Raw genomic sequence first — 2,662 nt, 5'->3', positions numbered from 1 at the left:
AAGACCGACCGTCTCCGTTGGAGGTTCCGGTTGGACCGCTTCCTGAGCAAAGCAGACGCGGTCCGCCCACTCGCCAATTGCCGGACACGCCTTCAACCAGCTCAATCGCTTTCCGATCACGCGAACGAGCATGAGCTGATAGTCACGTATGTCTGTGCCAAGGGATGTCGCAGTCACCCTCGGCTGACGGGCAACTGAGACGTCCGGCCCTGCCCGCCTAGACTAGGTCGGCGCCTCGTCGGCCGACTTGGTGGGGAGCGCGAAGTACAGCAGAAAAGTGCAGCGACCGACGCAATCGAGCCGGGCTATGGAGGACGGCCCAACGCGGGCTGATGCCATGCGAAGCCCTTTCCAAACGCTCCGCCGCGAGTTCGCCCGAAGGGGACGGCTTGGCCGCGGCCAGCGGCGAGCTCGATCCATCGCCGCCATGCATGGGTGGCCGACGGCGTCTCGGACGTTCCGGCTGACCGCCCTTTCGGGGACCTCGGCCCACGTGCGCGGCGTCGGGGAGGGACCGGCACCGAGCACTCACCGCCCTTCCCGCCGCACAGGACACGCGTCTGCGTGCGATCCGCCGCATCCGGCCGGCTCGTCAAGGTGCTGCCGTGCTTCCCCGAGTCAGCTGTTCGGGATATGAGTACTTGACGCGGAGAGTGAGCTTCGGCCTCCTCGTCTTCTCGCCGGAGTACGCAAGGAGGAAGGCGAAGAAGTCGTCGCCGTCGGCCGTCTTCCCGACCTCGATACATCCGTGGCTGAACCCCTTGCGCGAGTTGTGCAGGTAGAAGCCGCCGCGGCCGTGCATATTGCCGCGGACCGGAGTGAGCCGGACGCGGAACGTTCCCCACTCCGGTCGCACGGGTCCGTTGCCGCCGATGGGGAGGAACTCGATACCCTCTTCCGTGTTACTGATGGCCCCGTCGCCCCGCAGGTTGGCCGCCTGGACAGAGTTCTGCCGTGGATTGACGTGCGTGAAGAAGGTGTACAGGCCCTCGGGTACGGGACCGTGGTCCTTTACTGACTGCTGGAGGCCGATTTGGCTCCCGAGGAGCCCGGAGGTCGCGGAGAACAGGAGTGGGCCGGCCGGTCTGACGGCCTTCGGGATCGAGCTGTGCCAGAACAGCAACTTACCGGAGTAGATGAGGTCCGCGTCCCCGCCCTCGACCTCCCGCACATTGACCTGCAGCTCACCGAGCGTTCTCAGGTCGCCCGTGCGAGGTACCTCAACGGCCCTAAACTTGCCGGTGCCCGGGGCCCTTCCCGTCAGTTCCAGCACGCGGTAGGAATTCTGCGGAGCGTGCGCACCGGCTTTCTCGTCGGCGAACACCACCACGGGCTCCTGGAGGAAGAAGACGGCGTGCACATTGTCGTCCGGGCCGACCCCCTTCCACAGGATTGGCGGTGCCTCCTCGCCCACCTGCAGGGCGAGCTTCTCGAGGCGCTGGGTCTGGCTGGCCTGAAAGCAGAAGTGGCTCACAGCGTGCCCTCTCTGCCTGCCCCCCGCCGGGCGAGGCTCAAGCCGGCGGGCAGACAGTCCACCGCGGCTCCGGTAAGCAGGGGCCAGCCCACAGCTGTTGTCCAGTTTCTGGGTCGTACTTGACCGGGACGGCGCATCCTTGCTTTCCGTTCCGTCGGCTCGGCCTGAGACGGGCGTCCCGGCCGAGCCAGAATCACCCTAGTTGCAGCATTAGACTGCTGATTTGGCCAAACTCACTCGATCAAGTGATGTCCCGAACTGGCTGCGCATCGCAAGCCGGACATGCCACGTGCCGAACGCAGCGGGCGGCGAGCCGGTGCAGTGCTCGCCGCCCGCTGCTGTCGCCTGCGAGTCAGAGGTGGGGTGGGGTGGCTCAATGCCTATACGAGTAGTTCCGATGTCAGGGGTCGATGTATGGGCATGAAGAGAGGGCATCCAAGATCATGTTGTGACGCAAGACCTGGACACCCTCTTGACCGCACTGTACGTGAAGATCGACGACAGCATCCGGGCACCCCGATGGCGGGGCCGGCCACCGCTGCTCACCGACTCGGAACTGGTCTGCCTGGCCGTGGCGCAGGTCCTGCTCGGCGCCCGTTCCGAGGCGCACTGGATCCGCTACGCCCGCATCCACCTGTGCGGCATGTTCCCGTACCTGCCGCAGCGGCCGGGCTACAACAAGCGGTTACGTGCGGCGCTGCCGCTGATCAAGAAGGTGATACGGGAGCTGGCCCGCGACAGCGACTTCTGGTTCGACAACCATTGGATCGTCGACTCCACCCCGGTCCCGTGCGGCATGTCCCGCCCGACGGTCAAGCGCTCGGACCTCGCCGGGTGGGCCGGCTACGGCTACTGCGCCTCACACTCCCGGTTCTTCTGGGGCCTGCGGCTGTACCTGGTGTGCACCCCGACCGGGATGCCGATCCTGTGGGCCCTGTCCAACCCGAAGATTGGCGAGCGGGAGGTCCTGGCCGCGATGCTGCAGGTCGAGGCCGACGTGGTCGCCGCGCACCCGGGCATCCTGCTGATCACCGACAAAGGTTTCGCGTCCAAAGCGTTCGAGCGGCAACTGGCCGAACAGGGCATCGAACTGCTACGCCCGTCACGCAAGCGGGAGAAGGCCCGCTACGGCGAGCCGATGCTCAAGAAGGTCCGACAACTGATCGAGTCGGTCAACGACACCCTCAA

Annotated in this window: 2 protein-coding genes; one reads left to right on the top strand and one right to left on the bottom strand. The window is 66.0% G+C overall.

Annotation, left to right across the window (positions count from 1 at the left end):
* Window positions 1-592: 592 nt before the first annotated feature.
* On the bottom strand, window positions 593-1,474 hold the full coding sequence (locus tag ACL02O_RS33995) for a hypothetical protein (protein WP_412822284.1): 882 nt from the start codon (window positions 1,472-1,474) through the stop codon (window positions 593-595).
* 448 nt (window positions 1,475-1,922) lie between these two features.
* Here ACL02O_RS33995 and ACL02O_RS33990 point away from each other — a divergent pair.
* On the top strand, window positions 1,923-2,662 hold a 740-nt coding region (locus ACL02O_RS33990; RefSeq protein ID WP_412822283.1), incomplete at its 3' end, for an IS982 family transposase.

Source organism: Micromonospora mangrovicola (genome assembly GCF_047200535.1).
Taxonomy (GTDB): Bacteria; Actinomycetota; Actinomycetes; order Mycobacteriales; family Micromonosporaceae; genus Micromonospora.
Note: the sequence above shows the minus strand (reverse complement) of the source record. Positions and strands in the feature narration are given on the sequence as shown.